A 22,522-nucleotide genomic window follows, 5' to 3' on the forward strand; every position below is an offset into this window, starting at 1 on the left:
TTCCCTCCCGCTGCTGGTTTGTGACAGGAAGGGAGGATTTAGATTTTACCCAGATTATGGCCGTTAAGAAAAGTGAACTGTACAGCTCGTTGTGGAAGAGCTGTGACCAGCTGCGCGGGGGCATGGATGCCTCGCAGTATAAGGACTACGTGCTGACGCTGCTGTTCGTGAAATACGTGAGTGACAAGTACGCCGGGCGCGACGACTCGGTGATTGTGATACCGGAGGGCGGCAGCTTCCAGGATATGGTGGCGCTGAAGGGCAGCAAGCACATCGGCGAGGGCATGGACATGGTCATTGCCAGCCTGGCCAAGGCCAACGAGCTGACCGGCATCATTGACGTGGCCAGCTTCAACGACCCCGAGAAGCTGGGCAGCAGCCCCAAGGACCGGGTGGACCGGCTGACGGCGCTGGTGGGCATCTTTGAGGAGCCGGGGCTGGACTTCAGCCGTAACCGCGCCGACGGCGACGACATTCTGGGCGACGCCTATGAGTACCTGATGCAGCACTTCGCCACGGAGAGCGGCAAGAGCAAGGGGCAGTTTTACACGCCTTCGGAAGTGAGCCGGGTGATGGCCAAGGTGATTGGCATCGAGCACGCTACGAAGTCGACGCAGACGGTGTATGACCCTACCTGCGGCTCCGGCTCCCTCCTACTCAAGGCGGCCGACGAGGCGCCGGTAGAGTTGAGCATCTACGGGCAGGAGATGGATAACGCCACCTACGCGCTGGCCCGCATGAATATGATTCTGCACGGCTACAACACGGCCGAAATCCAGAAGGGCAACACGCTGGCCGACCCGAAATTTCTGGGCAACGGCGGCGGACTGAAAACCCACGACTTCGTGGTGGCCAACCCGCCCTTCTCGGTGAAGGCCTGGAGCAACGGCGTGGATGTGGCCCACGACCCCTACGAGCGGTTTACGGGCTACGGGGTGCCGCCGGTGAAGAATGGCGACTACGCGTTTCTGCTGCACATTGTACGCAGCCTGAACGGCACCGGCCGCGGGGCGGTGGTGCTGCCCCACGGGGTGCTGTTCCGGGGCAACGCCGAGGCCGACATCCGGCGCAACCTGGTGCAGCGGGGGTATCTGAAGGGCATTATCGGGCTGCCGCCGAACCTGTTTTACGGGACGGGCATTCCGGCCTGCCTCTTGGTGCTGGACAAGGCTGGCGCAGCCGACCGTACGGGCATCTTCCTAATGGACGCCAGCAAGGGCTACCTGAAGGACGGCAACAAGAACCGGCTGCGCGAGCAGGACATTCACCGCATCGTGGACGTGTTTGGGGAGCTGCGCGACGTGCCGGGCTACGCGCGGATGGTGCCCTACGAGGAGATTGAGCGCAACGGCTACAACCTGAACATTCCGCGCTACGTGGAAAGCCAGGGCGGGGAGGTGCAGCAGGATTTGGACGCGCATTTGCGCGGGGGCATTCCGGCCGCCGACGCGGCGGCGCTGGCTCCTTACTGGGCGGTGTGCCCGGCCCTGCACGACGCGCTACTGGGCCCCGGCGACCGGCCGGGATACCTAAGCTTGCGGGTGGCACCGGAGGCGGTGCGCCCTACCGTGTTTGAGCACCCCGAGTTTCAGGCGTTTCAGCGGAGCATAGAGGCGAAGTATGGGGAATGGGCGGAGCGGGCCCACACCACCCTGCACGCCCTGAGCGCCGACACCAAGCCCAAGCAGCTGTTGCCGCTGCTGGCCGAGGACTTGCTGCACACGCTGGCCGAGCTGCCGCTGCTGGACTGTTACGACGTGTACCAGAACCTGATGGACTACTGGGCCGCCACCATGCAGGACGACGTGTATGAGGTGGTGGCCGAGGGCTGGAAGGCCCGGCTCACCAAAACCAAGAAGGGCCACTACAACAGCGAGTTGGTGCCCCGGGAGCTGGTGGTGGCGCGCTACCTGCCCGAAGAGCAGCTGGACTTGGACCAGGCCACGGCCGCGCTGGAAGAAGCCACCCGCCTGCGGGAGGAGCTGGAAGAAGAGTACGCCGGCGAGGACGGCCTGCTGGCCGACTACGCCCCCACCGGTAAGCTAGACCGCAAGCTGGTAGCAAAGCGGCTGAAGGCCGCCCCGGCCCAGGCCAGCCTGGCGGCTACCAAAGCCCGGCGCGGGCGGCCGGCCAAGCTGCTGCTCCCCGCTACCGACGCCCCGGCCAACGACGGGCTGGAAGTACCCGAACTCCTGAACTTCATGGAGCAGATGGATGCCTACATGGCTACCCGCACCCAGGAAGCAGCAACCCAGGATGCGGACGACGCGGAGGAGGTAGCGGCGCTGCGCGCCTACACGCAGGCCGTGGAAGTGGAAGATGCGGCCAAAGCTCAGCTTAAAAACGCAGAAGCGGGCCTGGAAGCCGGCCTAGCCAAGCGCTACCTGGCGTTGAAGCCGGACGACGTGCGTACGCTGGTGGTGGACGACAAATGGCTGGCCACGCTGCGGCAGGGCCTGAGCCACGAGCTGGCCCGCCTGAGCGGCACGCTGGCCCGCAGCCTCACGGAGCTGGCCCAGCGCTACGCCCAGCCCCTGCCCGCCCTGGAAGCGGAAGTAGCTGCCCGGCAGGCCCAGGTGAACAGCTACCTCGCCACGCTGGGATTTTCGGTTAACTAATTCGCCAGGACAACAGAGCTATGGATACTACGCAAGTACCCGCCGGGTATAAGGTGACGGATTTGGGCGTGCTGCCGGAGGAGTGGGATACTAGTGCGCTGAGTCCCTTGCTTTCCCGACGCCCGGATTATGGAATTAATGCAGCAGCTGTAGGTTATTCCGAAGCCCTGCCCACTTATCTGCGCATCACTGATATTTCAGATAATGGGGAGTTACTGACCAATAATAAGGTGTCAGTAAATCATGTTTTCGCAGAGAACTACATCCTGGCTCCGAACGATATTGTCTTTGCTAGAACTGGCGCGAGTACGGGTAAGACATACCTGCATACTGAAGCCAATGGGAAATTGGTGTTTGCCGGGTTCCTGATACGCATAACTACCAACCCAAAAAAACTAGATCCTCGGTTTCTCAAAGCCTATACGGAAACCAGCCCCTATTGGAAATGGGTAGGCATGACCTCGATGCGTAGTGGTCAGCCAGGCATTAACGGGGTGGAATATTCAAAGCTTCAAATCCCCCTCCCGCCCCTTGCCGAGCAGCAGGCCATAGCCGCCGCGCTGGGGGAAATGGATGCGCTGCTGGCGGCGCAACGGGCGCGGCTGGCAAAACAGCGGGCCGTGAAGCAGGGGCTGCTGCAGGGGCTACTAAATGAAAAGAAGCGCCTGCCGGGGTTTACAGGGGAGTGGGAGGTGAAGCGGTTAGGAGATTTCACCCAGATTAAAACAGGTAAAAAAAACAACGAGGATAAAATAGAAGGAGGTCAATACCCCTTCTTTGTAAGGTCTCAAAAAGTAGAATCTATTAACTCTTATTCATTTGATGGAGAGGCCATATTAATTCCTGGCGAAGGTGGAATCGGCAGCATTTTTCATTATATCAATGGCAAGTTCGACTTCCACCAACGTGTATATAAAATCAGTAATTTTTCTCCTGAGTTATCTGGTAAATTCGTCTTCTACTATATGACTCTAAACTTTGGTGTTGAGGCTACCAAGAACTCGGTAAAAGCTACTGTAGATTCTCTCCGCCTTCCAACCTTCAAGGCTTTTGAAATCACATGTCCATCCGCTGACGAGCAGCGCGCCATTGCCGCCGTGCTCAGCGAAGCCGATGCCTACCTGGCCGCGCTGGAAGCTGAGCACGCCAAGACCCAGCAGCTCAAGCAGGGCCTGATGCAGCAGCTGTTAACTGGGAAGCTGCGGCTGGTATAAGTATTCTGTTTCTTAAACTGCGCAACGAAGCGGTAGAGATGCTTCGACTGCACCTCCGGACCCTGGCTTGATGCGCCACATGCTCAGCATGAATACTTTTCTATCCTTATGAACATCGGCGATAAAGAACGGGCTACCCAGAACCGGGTGGTGAAACTGCTGCGCGACCTGCCCGGCTACACCTACCTGGGCAACTGGGAAAATCAGCCCCGTACCTCGCCCATCGAGGACCAGCTGCTGCGCAACTACCTCAAGCGCCAGGGCTACGCCGATGCCCTGATAACCGGGGCCCTGCACCAGCTGCACCAGGCCGCTGACAACGTGACGGTCAGCCTGTATGAGCGCAACAAGGCCGTGTACCAGCTGCTGCGCTACGGTATCCCCGTCCAGCCCGAGGCCGGCAAGCCGCACGTCACGGTGAAGCTGGTGCGCTGGGACGCCCCGCTGGAAAACGAGTACGGCGTGGCCCAAGAAGTAACGGTGCTGCCCGGCCCCGGCGGCCACAGCAAGCGCCCCGACGTGGTGCTCTACCTCAACGGCATAGCCGTGGGCGTGCTGGAGCTGAAGCGCAGCACAGTATCGGTGCACGAGGGCATCCGCCAGAACCTGGACAATCAGCAGAAGCTGTTTATCGAGGGTTTCTTCTCGACCATGCAACTGGTAATGGCCGGCTCCGACACCGAGGGTTTGCGCTACGGCACCACCGGCACCACGGCCACCTACTACCTGGAGTGGCTGGAAGACGGCGAGGAGCCCGCCCACGACCTAGACAAGCACCTGACGCAGCTGTGCAACCGGGAGCGGCTGCTGAGTTTGCTGCACGACTTTGTTATATTCGATAGGGGCATTAAGAAGCTGTGCCGACCTAACCAGTACTTCGGGGTGCTGGCCGCCCGCGACTACGTGGCCCGCAAGGAAGGCGGCGTCATCTGGCACACCCAGGGCTCGGGCAAAAGCCTGACCATGGTGTGGCTGACCAAGTGGCTGCTGGAAACCCGCCCCCAGGCCCGGGTGCTGCTGCTCACGGACCGCGACGAGCTGGACGAGCAGATTGAGAAGGTATTCAACGGCGTCCAGGAAACCATTTACCGCACCAAGAACGGCAAGGACCTGGTGACGCAGCTCAACAAGGCTGAGCCGCGGCTGCTGTGCTCCCTGATTCATAAGTTCGGAAGGCGCAAGGACGATGCCGGCTACGAGGAGTACCTGCAGGAGCTGGCCAGTGCCGCCGGCAGCGCCGGTTTCAAGGCCAAGGGCGAACTGTGGGTGCTGGTGGATGAGTGTCACCGCACCCAGAGCGGCAAGCTGCACGAGGCCATGAAGCAGCTGCTGGGCGAGGGCGCCACGCTGCTGGGCTTCACGGGTACGCCCCTGCTCAAAACCGACAAGCGCAGCACGCTGGAAACCTTCGGCCCCTTCATCCACACCTACAAGATGGACGCGGCCGTGCGCGACGGCGTGGTGCTGGAGCTGCGCTACGAGGCCCGCGACATCGACCAGTACATCGGCTCGCCGAAGAAGATAGACGCCTGGTTTGAGGCCAAAACCTCGGGGCTGAATGACTACACCCGCACGGCCCTGAAAAAGAAGTGGGGCACCATGCAGCAGGTGCTCAGCTCGAAGGGCCGGCTGGAGGTGATTGTGAAGGACATCATCGAGGACATGACCCTGAAGCCCCGCCTGCACAGCGGGCGCGGTAACGCCATGCTGGTGGCGGGCAGCATCTACGAGGCCTGCAAGTACTACGAGCTATTCGTGAGCAACGGCTTTACGAAGTGCGCCATCGTGACCAGCTACGAGCCCCACATCAGCGACGCCAAGGGCCAGGCGTTGGGCACGGGCGCGGCCACCAGTGAGCTGCAGCAGTACGAAACCTACCAGAAGATGCTGGGCAAGGAGTCGGCGGCCGAGTTTGAGCAGCGGGTGAAGAAGCAGTTTGTGGACGAGCCCGCCCAGATGAAGCTGCTGATTGTGGTGGACAAGCTGCTGACCGGCTTCGACGCCCCCTCGGCCTCCTACCTGTACATCGACAAGAAGATGCGGGACCATGGGCTGTTCCAGGCTATCTGTCGGGTGAACCGGCTGGATGGGGAGGACAAGGAATATGGCTACGTGGTGGACTATAAGGACCTGTTTGAGTCGCTGAAGTCGGCCATCAAGGACTACACGCTGGGGGCCTTCGACGGCTACGACAAGAAGGACGTGGAGGGGCTGCTGACCAACCGCCTGACGGCCGGCCGCAAGCGGCTGGAGGAGGTACGCGAGCAGCTGCGGGTGCTGTGCGAGCCGGCGGGCACCGCGCCTACCCAGGAGCAGTACATCGGCTACTTCTGCGGCAACCCCGCCAAGGCCGACGACCTGCGCGAAACCGCCGGCCGCCGTCAGGATTTGTACAAATACACCTCGGCCCTGCTGCACGCCTACGTGGATTTGGCGGCCGAACTGCCGGCGGCGGGCTACGATGAGGCCGAAGCCAAGCAGGTGCAGTACGAGGTGAACCACTACGAGCAGCTGCGCGAAATGGTGAAGATTGCGAGCGGCGAAGCTCCCGACCTGAAGGCCTACGAGCCCGACATGCGGCAGCTGTTGGACATGTACGTGAAGGCCGAGGACAGCGAGAAGCTGGGCGACCTGGAAGACCTGGGGCTGATTGAGATGATAGTGCAGTACGGAGCCGATGAGGCCACCAAGGGCCTGCCCAAGAAGATGCGGGCCAGCAAGGAGGCCATGGCCGAAACCATTGCCAACAACGTGCGCCGCCTCATCATCCAGGAATCGGCTACGGACCCGACCTATTACGAGTCGATGTCGAAGCTGCTGGAGGCACTGGTGGAAGAGCGGCGCAAGGGTGCCCAAGCCTACGAGGAGTATCTGGCTAAGATTACGGAGATGTGCCGGCAGATGAAGGAGAAGCAGAAGCCTACCGGCCCGGCCTACCCCGCCGCCGTGGACACGCCTGGCCGCAAAGCTCTCTACAACCTACTCGACAGCAACGAGGAGCTGGCACTGGCGGCAGATGCCGCTATTCAGTATGTGAAGAAGGACAACTGGATTGGCAGCCGGGTCAAGGAAATAGAGGTGCGCAACGCCGTGGTAGCCTGCGGGCTCAGCAAGGAAGCTGCGGAGAAGCTCCTGGAAGTGGTGCGGCTGCACGGGGAGTACAAGTAAACTGATACAGAAATTTAAAACACACCCCTCAATTTTGACTACAGCATCTACCAATTTGACTGCTCCAAGCGCCGCATTTTATTGCATCTGCGCGGACGGTTATGTCTACCAGCCCCAGAACCAGTCTAACCTTCCTACTATACTGTATCACATCGAAACCTCCTTCTACAAATCGACCCCGAACAGCGTCAGATACACATCTTATGTGCAGGATCAAACCAGGCAGAGGGTACCGGGAAATATATTAGAGTGGAACGGCATCAAGTGCCGCCTTGAGGAGCATGATGGTTGGAGCATTGATAGTGAGGACAAAAAGGAATTTGGCATAGACGGGACGGTATTGGTTGCTCACATTACTGACACTAAAGGAAAAGTGCGAAGGATGCTATTTGACAACAGAGTAAAAAACGGGCAAGCCTGGAAAGACTTGATGGAATATGTGCGTGATTTACACGGTGTAGGAACGCATCGTACTGTTGCGCTGGCTCGCCAGAAGCGTTAAACGCTGTAGTGCATGTAGGTTGGCAGCCTAGAGTTTGTAATAATTGATTAGTTCGGTTATTTCTACCTTGTACATCACTAAACTTCAAGTTTTATCTGATGGCTAAAAAATCATCTACCCCGAAAACTACGGGCGGCTCGTCTCCAAAAAAAGTTACATCATCCCCCGCGAAGAAATCAGCGCCTCCAGCGAAGAAAGAAGTTCGTACCTATTCTTCCGGGGGTAAACTATCGGGACGTAGTTCGGCAAAGAGTGGCCCGGGCTCTTTTAAAACCAGAGGCACAGGGCCGATACCAGAATAAGCGCAATGGAAAAGCCATTACAGTCCTACCTGTCTGATTTTGGCGAGACGGCAAAGCAGGCTCAGGATATTGCCCGCAATCTGGGGCTAGGGGCGGTGGCCGCAGTATGGATATTCAAGAACCCAGAAGGGGCTAAAACACTTTTGCCGATGCCTCTTGTTTGGGCGCTGCTCTTAGCGGTGCTGGGGCTAGGCCTGGATTTGGTTCAGTATATTGTGAAGGCTATATGGCTATACATGTTCTACCGTATCCGCGAAAACCAGGCCGATGCCCTGTATAAGCGGGAATATGAAACTGCGCAGGCTCGGGGTATAGATTCGACTGCTGCTGCTGCGCAAGCGACAGCCAAGCGGGAACTGCAGACAAAAGATGTACATGCTCCGCCCCTGCTGGAGAAAGTTACCTGGGGCTTTTTCATCTTGAAAATGCTGCTGATGCTGACTGCCTACGTGGTGCTTGCACGCTTTCTGCAAACGAAGCTCTGAGAATTGACAAATAGCCCAAACGCATCCGTGGCACTTCGCTTGGTAAAAAAGCACACGTTTTAATACGCTGTTTCAGGACAGCCTAGTATATTTTGCAGGTATGGTCGAGCAGCTGTTGGTAGGGGATTTACAGGTTGACATTATCCGCAAGAACATCCGCAATGTGCACCTGGCTGTTTTGCCGCCGGATGGCAAGGTGCGGGTAGCTACTCCTCTCCAAGTGGACGACGATGCAGTGCGGCGGCTGGTAATTGGGCGGTTGAGTTGGATACACGCTCAGCAAGCCAAGTTTGAGAGCCAAGAGCGGCAGCCGCTACGCCAGTATGTGGATGGGGAAACGCACTACTTCCGGGGGCGGCGCTACAGGTTGGAGGTGCGCGAAATCACCACGGGCTTCAACCGGATTGAGCTACGTGGCAACTCCCACATGACGCTCTACGTGCGCCCCGGTAGTGACGAGGTGGCGCGGGGTCGGGTGGTGCAAGGCTGGTACCGGGAGCAGATGAAGGAGCAGCTGCCGGCGCTGGCTGCCAAGTGGGAGCCCCGCATTGGGGTGCAGGTACAGGATTGGCAGGTGAAGCTGATGAAAACCAAGTGGGGCACCTGTAACATAGAGGCCCGGCGGGTGTGGCTGAACCTGGAACTCGCCAAGGTGGCCCCACATCTGCTGGAGTACGTGGTAGTGCACGAGCTAATTCACCTGCTGGAGCGGAAGCATAATGAGCGTTTCCGGACGCTGCTGGATCAGTTTATGCCGAACTGGCGGCTGCACCGGGAGGAGTTGAATGGAGGGGAACTTGCGGCATTTGTGGCAGGATGACGGGCCCGAATCAGAAGTGTTACACAAAATTTGAAAAAATATTTGCAACTTTTTCGTTGCATTTACGCTTAAAGTATCACAGTTTTGGACACTGATTCGTTACCTGCTCAAGCCAAGATAGAGCAGTTTCTACGGGATTTGCACAGTCGGATGGATTTTAATCCTACTTCTCTACCGATTGTCTTTCTGAATCGTCCGAAGAATCGTCAGGCCTTGCTGGACCTGGATATCCGACCAGCTGACCGTTTACCTTATATCCGTCGTCTCACGTACTATGACTACTGCCAAGGACCTCGCCGGATACAGACAACCCACCCCCCGGAAAAGGACAGCTTTGGGTATTCGGCACCTTGGTAAGCGGCATAATGGTGTACATCAAGATGCAGCTCGGCGAGTTCAACGGCGCCCCTATCTGCATTTCCTTTCATCCTGAAGAGCACCCGCTCCGGTTTCCATTCCGGCCGTGAGGCCGTGGTGGCAGCTGTTACTTCCCCTCCCCCCTTTTCTTCTGACTTACATGATGGTTAGCCCTTTCACTGGCGGTGCTGTCCGAGAAATCCAGGACACGCAACGCTATACTTTTCGCGGCGAACAATTTGAGGTAACGGCTCCGGTGTACGAATGTGAGGACACCGGTGAGCAATTCACGACCAACGAGCAGGACGAGGAATTTATCAGCCGCCTGCACGCGCAATGGCGCGAAACGCACCGGGTTCCAACGCCTGAGCAGTTGCGGTACCGCCGCGAGGAGTTGGAGTTGAGTATGCGGGAAATGTCGGACCTGCTGGGCCTGGGTGTGAACCAGTGGCGGCAGTACGAAGCCGGCGAAATGCCCTCGAACTCGAATGTGCTGCTGCTACAGCTGGTCTGTTCAATCCAGGGACTGGCAGCCATTTTGGCGCAGCGCGGGGCGGAGTTGCCAGCACGCACGCAGCGCAAGCTGCAGGCGTTGGCAGAGGAGCCAGTTGCCCCAGTAATAGTGCTGCCCCGGGTGCAGCAGGAGCTGCCACGCGAGCAGGTGCGGCAGCTGCTGGCCTTACAGGGAGGATCTGCTGTGGTTTACATGGGTGGCCAGCTACGACCAAGAGCGCGTCAGAAGACAGCCGAAAGTGAAGCACAGCCTGCATAAAGCACACATTATGGCAGCTCCTGATTTACAGCAAATACACTTAGTAACGGCCACCTTTCTGGAGTGCTGCATCAGCTCAGCCGACGATTCGGGACGAGTGGTGGAGCGCATTGCCCTTCCGGAGCAGGCTTGGCTGTTTCCGCAGTTCACAACGGCTGAGAAGCGAATCTCTTACATCGTGCATGTGAACTGCCAAGGCCTGTGCCCAGAGGGCGAGCCCACGGGCGTAGCCGGACGCTTTCAACTGTACTTTGACTTTCAGGTAGACAACTTGGATGAACATTTGGCCACGATTGAAGCGACGTCCGACCCAATTCCAACTCACGAAATGATGGTGATGCTAGGAGGCGTGGCCTACTCAACGGCCCGTGGCATGTTATTAAGCAAAGTGCAGGATACGCCCTTGCACGGCTTTTCCCTGCCCCTACGGTGGCCGGTGGAACTGCTGGAGGCGTCGGTGAAGCGAATGATCGCGGAGCAGAATGCCCAGGAAAAACCGGTTCTAAAAAAACCAGCTAAACCGAGGGCCCGGAAGAAGAGCTAATACTGTTTTGAGACGCTGGAATTTACGGTGATTTAACAGCCTTTTATGGGCAACTGGCGGCAGCTAACTTCCTCTTTGACCTCTTGGCTTGATCATGGACCGAACTGTACTATCCCTACCCATTGGCAAGAGTAGTGAGTACACGCATAAGCATGGCGTGTACAGCATACAGTTGAACCGGGACATAGTAGAGCCCTATTGCCAGAACCCGAATGGGTACCTGACTTTCCGGGAGGCAGGGGGTGGCCATATGCACTGGCTCTATCAGGTGGTGTCGCCGGCGGGCTTAATCCTTGATCCACAGCAGCCTCTTTCTGCCCAGCTTGTTAAGCTAAGTATACAGCTTCCTATCAGCCAGCAAGTGCGTCTAAGTAGCTACATGCAGGCTGTAACTACTAGACTGAAGGGCGACTATCGTAAGGTACAGCGTTTCTACGTGCTCACACCGCAGCAGGATAATCCAGATGGTTACCAGCCAACATTGGGACCACTACCGCTTAAGCCCCATCCAACTGATAACAACACTGGCGAGCGGTACTACTCGCTGGAGGAGCTACTAAATAACCGGAAACTGCGTTAGTCTGCTTCAGCAACAGGCGGCAGCCATTCACATTGCATGATGTGATTTACACGCACCACGTTTTTCTTTCAGGCACCGAGGTACTAAAGTTCGAGGCCTAACTTCTCGGCGAAGCGTAGGGTAGCCTGCTGGTGGCGCTGGCTGATTTGTTGCTGGGCGGCCTTGCTGGGTTGCCAGTCGGGCTGGAACTGGCGTTGAATGGCCTGCTGGGCCTCGTGGCGCTGCAGCTCGGCCTGGGCGTCGGTGAGCAGGCCGCGGCGGTGCTTCTGGTTGATGATGGTCAGCTTGTGGCGTAGGTGTTGAGCGTCGGGATGGTCGTCAGGAATGCGGCAGACGATGTTGACAACGCGATGATCAATGATTAACATTCATGAGAACAGATAGCCCCTAATACGCGCATCCAAGCATCTAAGATAGAGGGTCCGTAACGGACGATAGAATCACGACCATATGTATAGCGAGTATGGCCTAATGCTACCTCCACTAGGTTCCTATCACCATGAGAACCGATTAACAAAAGGTCTGCCCCTGTATGTCGGGCCACATGAGTCGTCATTACAGCGGATAACGGTGTTGCTGTTTCATGCATTTCACCACCGACCCAACGCACGCTTACAAACTCGCGGTTTAAGCCGACAACTGCAGCCATGTGCTTTAACCTTTCATTGCGGTTTTGTTGAGCAACTAGAGGCAAACGCCCTGCATATTTTTCCCATATAGCAGCACCCAAGGGAGGCAGTGGCACTGCCACCTCTTCATCGGTTTTCTTCTGCGGCATTTCTACAACCGGTACCGGCTCTGCGTATCCTTGTAGTAATAAGGGACGAACATACGCCGGGCGCAGTCGGCGCAAATCAGAATCCCTGAGTAGTACTAGCGTTTGCAAAACGAATGTGTCTCGCTCGTCAGCAAGGCCTTGTTGGGAAGGAGTAAATTTGTGATGCACTAGCTGTAAAAACTCTTCAGCCCGTAGTGCTACAGGTCTAGCTTCAGGAGCCCTAAACTTTAAATAGTTAGGGGCGGCTAAGCCTGCTGTTCGATAGGCCTCACGTAAAAACTTAACATGGTTTAAAAAAGTGGAGTCGGCCAGGCCCAACTGCTGTAGATGAACTTGGTAATCTGTTACCAATTGCCGAGTGAGCTGGTGGACCGTTAAGCCAGCACGGAATTTCTCTAGGTGCGAAATAACTTGATCGTAACGCCTCAATGTATGTGCTGCAAGCCCGGCGTTTTCACGTTTCCATTGAGCATGCAAGGATACAAGGTCATGCCGAGGTGCTTCTACCACTGACACTTCAATAGGAACAGTGCTATTACTAACGGCGCCGCGCAGATCATTAGCAGAAACGCTTGACTCAGGTTGCCCGCTTGCCTCAGCAAGTGTGAAGAGCTTTGTAATCCGGGTTTGCAACGAGTCAAGTGCCAAGTTCAATTTAGCTGAATCAGGCTCTTTGGTGTTTACTCGCTTACTCTTTGTTGGCTGCCAGTGAATAGGCTGTACCTTTTCACCAGTAGCAAGCTGCAGCCTCCCACCAGCCCAGTGAATGTCAATTGTAATAGCTGAACGCCCCTTTTTATCGGTACGCTCAGGACGGATACGAAATACCAGCTCCATCTACCTTTAAAGTATATAGTTTACTTAAGTTGACTTTTACAGAACATTGTTATATTTCATAGTAAGCCTTGCCTATTATGAGATGGGAGAATCAACGATTCGCTCTACTTTCCATATGGCTACTAGCTCATTTTCTGAAAGTGTCAAAATTGAACCTGAGTTAGTATTTTCTGGATGTAGCGTCAGCTTCTTCTTCTCATTGAGACTATTGTCCTTCAATCGTTTAACCATCATCCTATCCTTGGTTAAGACTACATAGACTCCTGGTGCCTGGTATCCCCACTCTTCTTTAGCTACAGGCCAGGCTAAAACTTTAGACCCACTTCCTAAGAGTGGCTGCATTGCATCGTCGCTGCCTATCTCAACAACAAAGCTCCCGTCATAGGGCTTACTAAATTTGGGCAATCCTAATGGATAGGTAGACAGGCCATTATATAGGTCAATTTGATTCGTGAATACCTGTGATGCCTTCTTTATCATTTCGTCACGGCGAATGCGCTCTAAGTACGGCACCTTATATCCTCTAGCAGCTGGCAGCTTTAACCCATTTGAGAATGGTACATCTACATCTTCTTGGATGTAACCGACTGAAGGAATTGAACCAAGGTTAAACTCACTCACCATTCGGCTATAAGTCTCTGGTCCAGGTGCATTTTTTCCCTTCTCAATAGCCGACACAGCCGCTTTACTTATCCCAATACGCTGACCAAACTCTTCTTGAGTGAGTCCCAACTCTCGTCTCCTTGCCCTAACTCTCTCATAGAAAGGCACTTCACCATTTTCATTCATAGCCATGTTTTTGGTTTACTTATTATTGTAAAATTTTACTTGATTTTACTTGACTTATAAAATCGTATTCTATACGTTTGCATAGGCTTCCGATTTTAATGAGGCCCACAAAGTAAGGCGAAACTTCGCTAAAGTCAACCATTATCAACTTTAAACATCTAAGAAATGCCTTACTACTCACCTCCCTAGTGTACCGTCTAGAATGCGGTTAGTAATCACTCTTTCATGATTGTCCTCTTCCATTAACCCTCATACATATCACTGCTTTATGCTCCGGCTTATTACTTCCAACGGCCGCCTCGAAATTGAAAACGAAGCGCTTGAAACAAAACTGCTAGAAACTCAACTCCAACGCCAAGCTGATGCTGAGGCGGAACAGAAGGCTCTAATGGTGCTTTACCGCATCGAAGGCGAGCCAGATCCTTCCTTGCCTTATGATGGACTACTTACCAAGCGCTTGCAAGTAGGCGTCAGTACCGCCAGATTATTGATTACCGAAGGAAAAATTGCTTACATCTGTGCTGCAAAAAAAGCATATCGGGTTAGTGAAAAGGCCGTTCGTTACTTTTTAGGAGACTTGGAGCAACGTGAGCAACATAGTATCTATAGTATCCAACAATAGCATTGAAGCTTTTAGAGCAGTGCTCAGCTAGTGCTGAAAACTGTCATACACGGTGACTGGCTATATGTATTTGGTTAAATACCCTGTGTGCTAAGGCGCCCAGAGGTTTCTCCCCCCTTCTTTCCTCAATGCAAACCAAGCTCATTTTGAGTGCAGGGCTCTCTGTGTGCCTACTCTAAGCTACCTGCGCTCATTTTTTAACTTCAAACGCACATTACTAATGAATTACATCCTCTTGATTACTCGCTTCTGGACAAAAGATCTAGAATTCTCATTCACGCCACTCGAAGTTGCCATCTACTTTCGTCTCATTGACCGAAGTAATACCCTAGGATGGAAGAATCCTTTCAATTACTCCGTGGATGACTTACTGGTAAGGCTAGGCTTACGCAGCAAAGATCCATTCGATACAGCGCGTAGGCGGCTTAAAGAAGCTGGACTTATCGATTATCGAAATGGCCAAGGACGGGGATGCACTACTCAGTATTTTTTAACTCCACCAACAGAAAACTCTGGCAGAAAAGCCTTGCAAAAGGGGGGGATTAAATACCCCCTTTTTCCTAGGGGATTCTCCTCCCTTATCGCCACAGTTTCCCCCTGAGAATAGCCATTACTACTCTAAGTCAAAAATAAATGAAACGAAACTAGAGGCTCACGCCTCTGGGGCGAGCGTGCAAATTTTAAATAAGAGAGGAAATAAAAAAAAATTAACTACTGCCAGTGATAATAGTCGCCCAGAGCCTCACGCCTCTCATGCCTCAGCTAACATTGCACTGTCCCCCTCCTGCTCAGAGGGCACTTCTCATCAAATGAATGCCTTAGCTGACCTCTCAACTTCATTGAAATTGCCTTTCAACACCAGTGCCTTTCAAACAAACTGGGTGCTATGGCGAGAATGGCTGCGAGAGGCTAAAAGACCTTATCTGGGAGATGTAAGTGAGCAAGCTGGGCTCGATAGTCTAGCAGGGCTTGCTAAAGGCTCCGAGCAGAAAGCAATTGAAATAATTAAGTACACCATTGCTGGACGGTGGATCAACTTCTGTCAGCCATCTAAACATTCCCATGCACAAGCTACACACTCCCGTTCTGCTAACCTCCCTGCTGCCAGCCAACGAACCATTCTCCCAGCCCGTCTCAGCTACGCGAATGACCACGCTTAAAATTCAACTGGAAATTCCGGCTCCTAATCAATTTTATGAGAGTCCCTCCAGAGAATTGACGCTCCATGACTGGGAAATAGAGCGGTTACTTCAGGCAGCGCGTCAGCAAAAATACACTCAAGCCTATACTATTTGGTATACCCAACGGCTCAAGATGACTGCTAAGCCCCAACCCTTTTCAGCCGAGGATATTAAGGAGTGGTTTCATCAAGAAGCAAAACAGGTATTAGACAGGCCTTTCGAGGAAGATGAGCATAATTGCCAGGTACTTGATTTGCTCTGCAAGTATTTTGCAGAGGACGCCCGTTTTGAGGAAAACGGCTACCAGCTCAATAAAGGCTTACTACTGCGTGGTCCTGTGGGCTGTGGCAAAACCAGCCTACTGACAGTATTTGCTCGGAATCCCCGATTCCCATATGTAGTACACCCCTGCCGCGAGATTGTCAGCAGCTACAGTGCGGTGCACGGCGGAGGTGCAGAAGCACTATCTCGCTATAAAAGTGTGGTTGATATCATCCATGGCCAAGAGTATCAATATAATTATCGAACCCAGGCAGGTGCTTGTTTCGACGACTTAGGTACTGAAGACTGGCAAGCCAAGCATTTTGGCAAAGAGATGAATGTGATGGAAGACATTATTTCCTCTCGTGATGATGCAGTGGTAGCGGGAAAAATGCCACGTTTCGCCACACACATGACAACCAACCTTAGGTTTGATGATTACAAAGGTGAAGCAGGAAATCTCATTCCTGGCATTGGGAGCATCTACGGGCCGCGGTGCCGCTCCCGCATCCGTGGGCTATTCAACATCATCAACTTTCCCGATGGGGCCCCAGACCGCCGCGCTTAACCGCTGACGTGTTCATTGACTACCCGTTCGCATGCCCCACAGAGTCGTTTGGAACCGTTTGCAAACGGGTCTAAACGTTTATAAACGGTTCTAATCGTTTACAAACAGCTCTATCCGTGCACAAACGTTTCCTTCATTCTAATCTTTTATTCTCGATGCAATCGACAAAACAATGCCGCTGCGGCTTCGTCTTTACTGGCCGCAAAGACAAGCAGTTCTGCAGTTCGGCCTGCCGCTCGCAACACCGCCGCGACCAACTGCAACCCCGCTCCGTTACGCTTCACAATTATGATGACCGGTACGTATCCTTTCCAGTGAGCGGAGTCGGTAATTTTATACACGACTTCACCCCGCACCCGGCCGCGTACTGGTACATCCCGCCGACCGAGCAAGACCTGCAACGAGCCTACCGCGCAGCCGCAGAGCCCTTCTTGCGAATCGTGGAACAACGTGTGCCGGTGCCGCAACTGCGCCAGCTCCAGACGCAGTTGCAAAACAACCGGATGCTCTACGCATACCACCCCGCCTTGCAAAGCGCGCAGAATGCGGCGCACCATCGCTACAACGACATCATCGAGATGGGTAAGCTGGTAGACAGCGTCTTGCTTGAACTCGTGTACTACGGTCCCGATGACCTGCACACCGAGTACCTCAGCCGCCGGTGGATGAACCAGCTACGCGAACGGATATAGCCGTTTGCAAACGGTTCAGAACCGCTATATAAACGTTTAAGAACGGATATAACTACCAGCCATGTTTCTGATAACCCATTAATAGTTAGATAGTAGCCTTCAAACACATAAAGTATATAGTAACAAACAAGGAGAAGGCATCCCTTCCCTCCTGCTCAAGAACAACGGCCACCGAGTAACCGGTGGCCGTTGTTCTTGAGCGGTTCTTTTTCCAGGCTTGCGTAAGTAAAGCAGGAGGTAATCATTTGCTTATTCGCTTATCTCAAACTCCTCCGCAATAGAGCTGAACTGCGCCAGCGTTGCCTGCAGGTTCTCCAGTATTTCCTGGGCCAATACATCCGGTGCCGGTAGTGAAGCGCTATCTGCCAGAGTTTCGTCATTGAGCCAGAAGATGTCGAGGTTCACTTTGTCACGGGCCAGCAGCTCGTCGTAGGTAAAGGACTTGAACCGCTCGGTTTATACCTGCTTAACTACCTCGCCGGGCTGGCTGTAGCACTGCACGAAGTCGTCGAGGTGGGGCGGCTGAGGGGATTGGTCTTGAGGGTGAAGTGCTGGTTGATCCGGCGCTGAGGTTCTGCTTCCCATTGTCGAAGATGTACCAGCCGGCGGCCTGAAGCTGCTCATCAATAATCTGGTGGGCGCGTTGCTCGGGGATAAGCATAGGTGGGATAACAATAAAGGGTAAATGTAACTGAGCTATGCTGCCTGATGAGATAATTGACTAGGGAAAAATGAAATCTCCCAGTTAGCTCAAGCTACTCACTTCTCCCCTATCCACCCAAAAAAGTCAAGACAAGAACTACATGACTAAAAACTAACCGTTGGCTTAAACGTTGGCAGAAAATAAAAAACCCTCTTAGCGTTGTGCTAAGAGGGTTTTCGTGATTCCGCTGGGATTCGAACCCAGGACCCGTACATTAAAAGTGTACTGCTCTACCAGCTGAGCTACAGAATCCTTTACTTTGCAACCGGCGTTGCTTATTCGCTGATTGTGGCACAAAAGTAGAGGGCCTTGTCGTATCCTGCAAACGTTTTGCTTAAAAAGCTGTACTTTTTTTTTCTTTTTGGGCTGTTGCTAAGCCAACCTGTTAGGGCCCAAAAGGATAGCCCAAGCCTTCAAAAAGCCGATTCTTTATTTGAATCCGGGCAGCTGCTCCAGGCTTACCCGCATTATCGCCAGCTGCTGCGCCAAACCCGGCAGACAAGCCCTCGTCAGTTGGTGCGAATGGCCTACATTCAGGAACAACAGGGCCATTACCCGGCCGCCCTCTACTACCTGGCAGTAGCGCAACGACGCTGGCCAACTGCCGCTACCTGGAATAAGATGATTGAGTTGGCCCAGGCCAACCGACTGGAAGGCTATTCCTCCTCTTGGCAATCCAGCATCCGGCTGAGCCTCGAACGATACTATATGCTCTTACTAGAGGTGCTACTGACGGTGGCTGTAGCTGCAGGCACCATTCTGCTGGCGCGGCTCCTGAAGCACCGGCATGTGGAGGTCGGCTGGTGGGTTGCATTCGGGTTGTACGTAGCCCTGCTAGCAGGCTTTGTAAATGTGTTTCAGCCCGAGCAGACTGGGCTGGTTTGCCGCACCCAGGCGGTGATAATGAGCGGACCAAGTGCCGGTGCCGGCTGGCTTACCGTGGCCGCAGCAGGTGACCGGCTGGTCGTGCAGGGCCGGCAGGATATCTGGTACAAAGTCCTCTGGCATGGTCAGACAGCCTACATCCGCCAAGGCAATCTGCTGCTGGTCGAGTAGCTTTTCTCTTGCTCACCAGCAGCCATTCCATGCGCTGAAGCCCTGCCTTGCCGGCAGCCTAGCGGACGAAAACACTGCTTTGGACTATGGAACTACAAGCCACCGTTTACTTCACCGGCGAGTTTCTCTCTTTCCGGAAGTGGTTCAGCACGAGCTTATCGGCCAGGCCCGGCCACAGCTTGTTTACCCACACGGTGAGTTTGCCCTGGCTCGTGAGGACCAGGTCGCGGCGGCGCTGCTGCACGGCGCGCAGCAGATGCCGGGCTACTTCCTCGCTGCTCATAATGCTGCCCTCATCCAGCGGCGACTCGCCCTGCTGGGAGCCGTCGGCGGCCAGGGCCACGTTGCGAATGTTGGAAGCGGTAAAGCCGGGGCAGGCTACGAGTACATGCACACCCTGGGGCAGCAGCTCCGTGCGCAAGGCTTCCAGAAAGCCCTGCATGGCAAATTTGGATGCTGAGTAGCCGGTGCGGCCCGGCAGGCCCCGGTAGCCGGCAATGCTGCTCACGCCCACAATAGAGCCTTTAGCCTCCAGAATGTACGGCAGCGCAAACTTGGTAGTATAAACCGTACCGAAGAAGTTGGTTTGCATCAGCTGCCGGATAACGTCCAAATCGGCATCCTGAAACATAGCCCGCATGGAAATGCCCGCGTTGTTCAGTAGCACGTCCAACCCACCGAAAGCAGCCACGGCTTCGGCTACGGCCCGCTCCGAGTCAGCCTCGCTGCCCACGTCGGCCTGCACGGTGCGGTGCTCGATGCCCAGGCTTCGCAGCTCGTCGGCCGTTTCGCGCAGGCGCTCCTCGTTGCGGCCCGTGACAACGACTTTGGCGCCGGCCCGGCCGAATACCACGGCGCAGGCCCGCCCGATGCCCGACGTGCCGCCGGTGATAAGAACAACTTTTCCTTTCATAGAATCTTCAGTAAACAAGCGGGGCCATCAGGCATCCCAAGGGCACAAAACTACGGTTTTCCAAAGCTGATCTTACCCAAAAGCCGTTTTACCTGCGGCAACTGCTGAAACACTCCCTGGGTATAAACTACGGCTTGGGGCGCCGCGGGCTAGGTACCGCACGGCTTTATCCGCTAATTTTGCCCTTGTGAGGAAATCCGTTAAAAACATTCCCGCGGAGCTGCTCCGCGAAGTCGAAATTACCGACATGGTGGCCGAAGGCAAGTGCCTGGTCCGCCGCGAAAACCTGGTCATCTTTGTAACGCAGGTGGCCCCCGGCGACGTGGTGGATCTGCGCGTGACCAAGGCCAAAAAGAACTTCCTGGAAGCTGTGCCCACGCACTTCCACAAGTATTCCGACCTGCGCGTAACGCCTTTCTGTGAGCATTTCGGCACCTGCGGGGGCTGCAAGTGGCAGCACCTGGGCTACGAAACTCAGCTCCGCTTCAAGCACCAGCAGGTGGCCGACACCCTGCAGCGCATTGGCAAGGTGGCCCTGCCCGAAATCCTGCCGATTCAGCCCTCCCCCGACCAGACTTACTACCGCAACAAGCTGGAGTACACCTTCAGCCACAACGGCTGGCTGACCAACGAGCAGATTGCCGGCGGCCACAACTACGAGCGGCGCGTGCTGGGCTTTCACACCCCCGGCCGCTTCGATAAGATTCTCGACATCAACCACTGCTGGCTACAACCCGACCCCAGCAACCAGATCCGGCTGGCCGTGCGCGACTACGCCCTGGAGCACGAGCTGCCCTTCAACAACCTCGTGACCCAAGAAGGCTTCCTGCGCAACCTCATCATCCGGACGGCCAACACAGGCGACCTGATGGTGATTCTGCAGTGCTACTACGCCCACGACGCGCTGTTTCCGCTGCTGGATTTCCTGCATGAGCGGTTCCCGCAAATCACCTCCCTCAACTACGTGCTCAACGACAAGGGCAACGAAACCTTCCACGACCTGGAGGTGGTGTGCTACCGAGGGGAGCCGCACATTCACGAAGAAATGGAAGGCCTGCGCTTCCGCGTGGGACCGAAATCCTTCTACCAGACCAACTCCGAAGGGGCCTATAACCTCTACAAAATCACTCGCGACTTCGCCCAACTCACCGGCTCGGAGCTGGTGTATGACCTCTACACCGGAGCCGGCACCATTGCCAACTTCGTGGCCCGTCAGGCCCGGCACGTAGTGGGCGTGGAGTATGTGGAATCGGCGGTGAAAGACGCTTACATCAACTCCGAAATCAACGGCACCGCCAACACCGAGTTCTACGCCGGCGACATGAAGGACGTACTCAACGCCGAGTTCATCCAGCAGCACGGCCGCCCCGATGTCGTCATCACCGACCCGCCCCGCGCCGGCATGCACCCCGAGGTAATAGCCCGCCTCCTCGAAATGCGTGCCCCCCGCATCGTGTACGTCAGCTGCAACCCCGGCACCCAGGCCCGCGACCTGGAGTTGCTGGACGAGGCCTACAAAGTGGTAAAAGTGCAGCCCGTGGATATGTTTCCCCACACCCATCATGTAGAGAATGTGGTGCTACTGGAGTTGAAGTAGATTTATCTCCTAGAGTATGAATAGTTATTCACTTGCATCATTTTTAGCCTTTATCATTGGCTGGATAGCTATGCAATTAGCCTTTATACTAGGCATTTACTATTTAGAGGGTCTTTATTCATTAGACAGGAATTTACTATTGTTTAGTACTTTTTCCTGGTTTTTTAACCTATTATTCAACATCATCTTTATTCAAGCTCCTCGAACACAGATCAAAATAATTTCTCGAAAGCTTAATTCTCTATTATTCGGCTTGGTTACTACAGCTTATGCTTTGTTAATCTTTTCTGTTATAATCTTTTTTTCTCACATGTTAAATAATAATTCTTCCACGGATTTGACGCCATTTGTCTTACTGCTGTTGTGTGTATCGGCAGTTAACGGTTTTACTTTTGGTATTGCTTTTCACACTCTCTGGAAGCCTTCAAGGCAAGACTGACAAATGGACTACACCAACGACCCTGAACTGAACGGCAAGTATCTCGGCACCATCACCAAGGATTTTGCTACCGTTTCCGATACGCTGAGCGAGGCTTCTTCGCAGATCCGCAAGCTGGATATTTCCAAGTACCCCATCTTCGTGTTTGCCCGCCAGGAGGTGCCGCTGGGCAGCCTGCTCATCAACGCCGACGAGCTGAACCTGGAGTGGCATGTGTTTGCCAGCTACCTAGAGCTGTTCGTGCAGCAGGGCATTATCAGCCCGGATGGAATCGAAGCCTTCCAGAGCACCTACCGCGACGCCGACGAGTATTGCTGCCTGTTCGTGCTGGACAAGGAGTTCACCAACTTTGTGTACATCCCCTACCCGGAAGACTGAACCACGGATTCCAGCGGATTTGTCGGATTGCACAGATTTTGTGGACGATTAAAAAGGGCTTGCTGGAAGGCAAGCCCTTTTCTTCTTTTGTCATCCTGAGCGCAGCGAAGGAATTAGCTCTTATAAGCGCCCAAGCTGAGACAACGCTTCTATTTACAAGACCTGATTTCAGTGCATTGAATTATGGGCAGTGGTAAAATTCAGGAAGGTCCTTCGCTACGCTCAGGATGACAGCAGTAAAAAGCCGCGCATACTGCGCGGCTTTTTACTGCTGAAAAATCGTCCACGAAATCCGTAGAATCCGACAAATCCGCTGGAAACGAAGTTCAGCGTAGCCAATCCGTGG

At 54.6% G+C, this 22,522-nt stretch carries 19 protein-coding genes and 1 tRNA gene; 14 read left to right on the top strand and 6 right to left on the bottom strand.

The annotated features are described in order from the left end of the window. The first annotated feature begins 56 nt into the window (after positions 1-56). The 8 genes from LRS06_RS02635 to LRS06_RS02670 all read left to right on the top strand — a co-directional run bounded on the left by LRS06_RS02635 (position 57) and on the right by LRS06_RS02670 (position 10,782). The gene (locus LRS06_RS02635; RefSeq protein ID WP_257870053.1) at positions 57-2,618 is read left to right on the top strand and encodes a type I restriction-modification system subunit M; all 2,562 of its coding nucleotides are present in this window, start codon (positions 57-59) and stop codon (positions 2,616-2,618) included. A 20-nt stretch (positions 2,619-2,638) separates the two neighbouring features. Beyond that, positions 2,639-3,832: a restriction endonuclease subunit S gene (locus tag LRS06_RS02640; RefSeq protein ID WP_257870054.1), complete on the top strand. Its 1,194-nt coding sequence runs from the start codon at positions 2,639-2,641 to the stop codon at positions 3,830-3,832. Positions 3,833-3,940: 108 nt separating this feature from the next. Next, a complete protein-coding gene (locus LRS06_RS02645) occupies positions 3,941-7,000 on the top strand; it encodes a type I restriction endonuclease subunit R (protein WP_257870055.1) in 3,060 nt (1,019 codons plus the stop codon). 205 nt (positions 7,001-7,205) lie between these two features. Next, a complete protein-coding gene (locus LRS06_RS02650; protein ID WP_257870056.1) occupies positions 7,206-7,502 on the top strand; it encodes a hypothetical protein in 297 nt (98 codons plus the stop codon). Positions 7,503-7,809: 307 nt separating this feature from the next. Next, positions 7,810-8,289 (top strand): hypothetical protein, encoded by a 480-nt coding sequence (locus tag LRS06_RS02655; RefSeq protein ID WP_257870057.1) that lies wholly within the window; start codon positions 7,810-7,812, stop codon positions 8,287-8,289. Between the two features lie 100 nt (positions 8,290-8,389). Beyond that, positions 8,390-9,109, top strand: a complete 720-nt coding sequence (locus LRS06_RS02660; protein WP_257870058.1) for a M48 family metallopeptidase — start codon at positions 8,390-8,392, stop codon at positions 9,107-9,109. Positions 9,110-9,626: 517 nt separating this feature from the next. After that, positions 9,627-10,238, top strand: a complete 612-nt coding sequence (locus tag LRS06_RS02665) for a type II toxin-antitoxin system MqsA family antitoxin (RefSeq protein WP_257870059.1) — start codon at positions 9,627-9,629, stop codon at positions 10,236-10,238. Between the two features lie 10 nt (positions 10,239-10,248). Continuing rightward, complete coding sequence (locus tag LRS06_RS02670) at positions 10,249-10,782, top strand: hypothetical protein (protein WP_257870060.1); 534 nt, start codon at positions 10,249-10,251, stop codon at positions 10,780-10,782. A gap of 663 nt (positions 10,783-11,445) precedes the next feature. Here LRS06_RS02670 and LRS06_RS02675 read toward each other — a convergent pair. The 3 genes from LRS06_RS02675 to LRS06_RS02685 form a co-directional block, all read right to left on the bottom strand. Then, a complete protein-coding gene (locus LRS06_RS02675) occupies positions 11,446-11,730 on the bottom strand; it encodes a hypothetical protein (protein ID WP_257870061.1) in 285 nt (94 codons plus the stop codon). Continuing rightward, on the bottom strand, positions 11,724-12,977 hold the full coding sequence (locus LRS06_RS02680) for a site-specific integrase (protein ID WP_257870062.1): 1,254 nt from the start codon (positions 12,975-12,977) through the stop codon (positions 11,724-11,726). The genes LRS06_RS02675 and LRS06_RS02680 overlap by 7 nt, the downstream gene beginning before the upstream one ends. Before the next feature lie 75 nt (positions 12,978-13,052). Continuing rightward, positions 13,053-13,772, bottom strand: a complete 720-nt coding sequence (locus LRS06_RS02685; protein ID WP_257870063.1) for an XRE family transcriptional regulator — start codon at positions 13,770-13,772, stop codon at positions 13,053-13,055. A 262-nt stretch (positions 13,773-14,034) separates the two neighbouring features. Here LRS06_RS02685 and LRS06_RS02690 point away from each other — a divergent pair, with 262 nt between their 5' ends. The 3 genes from LRS06_RS02690 (at position 14,035) to LRS06_RS02700 (ending at position 17,090) form a co-directional block, all read left to right on the top strand. Further along, complete coding sequence (locus LRS06_RS02690) at positions 14,035-14,388, top strand: hypothetical protein (protein WP_257870064.1); 354 nt, start codon at positions 14,035-14,037, stop codon at positions 14,386-14,388. A 1,146-nt stretch (positions 14,389-15,534) separates the two neighbouring features. Next, positions 15,535-16,398, top strand: a complete 864-nt coding sequence (locus LRS06_RS02695) for an ATP-binding protein (RefSeq protein WP_257870065.1) — start codon at positions 15,535-15,537, stop codon at positions 16,396-16,398. A 440-nt stretch (positions 16,399-16,838) separates the two neighbouring features. Further along, positions 16,839-17,090, top strand: coding sequence for a hypothetical protein (locus LRS06_RS02700; RefSeq protein ID WP_257870066.1), 252 nt, complete (start codon positions 16,839-16,841; stop codon positions 17,088-17,090). A gap of 249 nt (positions 17,091-17,339) precedes the next feature. Here the strand turns inward: LRS06_RS02700 and LRS06_RS02705 are convergent, their stop codons facing one another. Together LRS06_RS02705 and LRS06_RS02710 are read right to left on the bottom strand one after the other, a co-directional pair. Next, the gene (locus tag LRS06_RS02705; protein ID WP_257870067.1) at positions 17,340-17,495 is read right to left on the bottom strand and encodes a hypothetical protein; all 156 of its coding nucleotides are present in this window, start codon (positions 17,493-17,495) and stop codon (positions 17,340-17,342) included. Positions 17,496-17,972: 477 nt separating this feature from the next. Then, positions 17,973-18,045, bottom strand: a tRNA-Lys gene (locus tag LRS06_RS02710). Positions 18,046-18,315: 270 nt separating this feature from the next. Here LRS06_RS02710 and LRS06_RS02715 point away from each other — a divergent pair. Then, the gene (locus LRS06_RS02715; protein ID WP_257870068.1) at positions 18,316-18,849 is read left to right on the top strand and encodes an SH3 domain-containing protein; all 534 of its coding nucleotides are present in this window, start codon (positions 18,316-18,318) and stop codon (positions 18,847-18,849) included. A 106-nt stretch (positions 18,850-18,955) separates the two neighbouring features. Here LRS06_RS02715 and LRS06_RS02720 read toward each other — a convergent pair whose 3' ends face one another. After that, entirely contained in the window at positions 18,956-19,762 is an 807-nt protein-coding gene (locus tag LRS06_RS02720; protein WP_257870069.1) for an SDR family oxidoreductase, read from the bottom strand. A gap of 187 nt (positions 19,763-19,949) precedes the next feature. On the opposite strand from LRS06_RS02720, the gene rlmD reads away from it, so the two are divergent. Together rlmD and LRS06_RS02730 are read left to right on the top strand one after the other, a co-directional pair. Next, entirely contained in the window at positions 19,950-21,359 is a 1,410-nt protein-coding gene (gene rlmD / locus LRS06_RS02725) for a 23S rRNA (uracil(1939)-C(5))-methyltransferase RlmD (protein WP_374679415.1), read from the top strand. 442 nt (positions 21,360-21,801) lie between these two features. Beyond that, complete coding sequence (locus LRS06_RS02730; RefSeq protein WP_257870070.1) at positions 21,802-22,176, top strand: hypothetical protein; 375 nt, start codon at positions 21,802-21,804, stop codon at positions 22,174-22,176. Positions 22,177-22,522: the final 346 nt, after the last annotated feature.

This window comes from Hymenobacter sp. J193 (assembly GCF_024700075.1).
In the GTDB taxonomy this organism is placed as follows: Bacteria; Bacteroidota; Bacteroidia; order Cytophagales; family Hymenobacteraceae; genus Hymenobacter.

Coding starts and splice junctions, on each gene's coding strand:
- LRS06_RS02730 (WP_257870070.1), top strand. CDS start 21,802: ATGGACTACACCAACGACCCTGAACTGAACGGCAAGTATCTCGGCACC.
- LRS06_RS02645 (WP_257870055.1), top strand. CDS start 3,941: ATGAACATCGGCGATAAAGAACGGGCTACCCAGAACCGGGTGGTGAAA.
- LRS06_RS02640 (WP_257870054.1), top strand. CDS start 2,639: ATGGATACTACGCAAGTACCCGCCGGGTATAAGGTGACGGATTTGGGC.
- LRS06_RS02655 (WP_257870057.1), top strand. CDS start 7,810: ATGGAAAAGCCATTACAGTCCTACCTGTCTGATTTTGGCGAGACGGCA.
- LRS06_RS02680 (WP_257870062.1), bottom strand. CDS start 12,977: ATGGAGCTGGTATTTCGTATCCGTCCTGAGCGTACCGATAAAAAGGGG.
- LRS06_RS02660 (WP_257870058.1), top strand. CDS start 8,390: ATGGTCGAGCAGCTGTTGGTAGGGGATTTACAGGTTGACATTATCCGC.
- LRS06_RS02715 (WP_257870068.1), top strand. CDS start 18,316: ATGGCCTACATTCAGGAACAACAGGGCCATTACCCGGCCGCCCTCTAC.
- LRS06_RS02665 (WP_257870059.1), top strand. CDS start 9,627: ATGATGGTTAGCCCTTTCACTGGCGGTGCTGTCCGAGAAATCCAGGAC.
- LRS06_RS02720 (WP_257870069.1), bottom strand. CDS start 19,762: ATGAAAGGAAAAGTTGTTCTTATCACCGGCGGCACGTCGGGCATCGGG.
- LRS06_RS02685 (WP_257870063.1), bottom strand. CDS start 13,772: ATGGCTATGAATGAAAATGGTGAAGTGCCTTTCTATGAGAGAGTTAGG.
- LRS06_RS02670 (WP_257870060.1), top strand. CDS start 10,249: ATGGCAGCTCCTGATTTACAGCAAATACACTTAGTAACGGCCACCTTT.
- LRS06_RS02675 (WP_257870061.1), bottom strand. CDS start 11,730: ATGTTAATCATTGATCATCGCGTTGTCAACATCGTCTGCCGCATTCCT.
- LRS06_RS02690 (WP_257870064.1), top strand. CDS start 14,035: ATGCTCCGGCTTATTACTTCCAACGGCCGCCTCGAAATTGAAAACGAA.
- LRS06_RS02635 (WP_257870053.1), top strand. CDS start 57: ATGGCCGTTAAGAAAAGTGAACTGTACAGCTCGTTGTGGAAGAGCTGT.
- LRS06_RS02695 (WP_257870065.1), top strand. CDS start 15,535: ATGACCACGCTTAAAATTCAACTGGAAATTCCGGCTCCTAATCAATTT.